1 protein-coding gene and 1 pseudogene are annotated in these 584 nt (G+C 64.4%); both read right to left on the bottom strand.

Translation table 11 applies throughout. From position 1 onward, the window contains the following. A partial coding sequence (locus OCGS_RS09270) for a cation efflux transmembrane domain-containing protein (RefSeq protein WP_040610865.1) occupies nt 1-235 on the bottom strand: 235 nt, incomplete at its 3' end. Beyond that, a pseudogene (locus tag OCGS_RS15225) lies at nt 225-584 on the bottom strand (transglutaminase); the annotation flags it as partial. The pseudogene OCGS_RS15225 and the gene OCGS_RS09270, both read right to left, overlap by 11 nt.

Here is a 584-nt window from a genome sequence, read left to right as displayed (position 1 = left end):
AGGTCATGCGTTCGTCGGCGGGCCGCCGCGCGATCTTGCGCGCCGCGAAAGCGATCACCAGCGACGCCATGTCCGAGAAGTTGTGCAGCGCATCCGCGATCAGCGCGAGACTGCCCGAAACGACGCCGCCCGCGATCTGTGCGACGGTCAGAAGGGCGTTCGCCCAGATCGCGATGGACACGCGCCGGTCACCGGATGCGGGATCGATGTGGGCATGGCCGTGATCATGCGGCACGGTGCGTCTCCTCATGAAGATGGTTCGGGCGAGCGAGGCCGGGGATTTGCGGCACCTTGCCCCGCCTAATTGCGCGCACGCGTCTGTTCATCCAGTGGCGGATGACGTGGCGATAGAGCCAGTCGCGCAAGGCGCCGAAGTCCTGGCGATGCCCCCGGTAGAACTCGTCTGGTATAGCGTATGTTGCGAGATCGCGGGCGATGCCGGTCTTCTGGATATATGTGTCGTCGCCGGTCCACTCGACCGGTGGGCCGCTCAAGCAGTCGGTGCTGGCCCCGTAGCCGCAAAGGCTTTCCATCTCGATGAACGCCCGTTGCAGCGATTTCAGAAAGGGCGTGTCCAGGATGAA

Source organism: Oceaniovalibus guishaninsula JLT2003 (assembly GCF_000299575.1).
In the GTDB taxonomy this organism is placed as follows: Bacteria; Pseudomonadota; Alphaproteobacteria; order Rhodobacterales; family Rhodobacteraceae; genus Palleronia; species Palleronia guishaninsula.
This window is presented reverse-complemented; position numbering and strand designations above follow the sequence as displayed.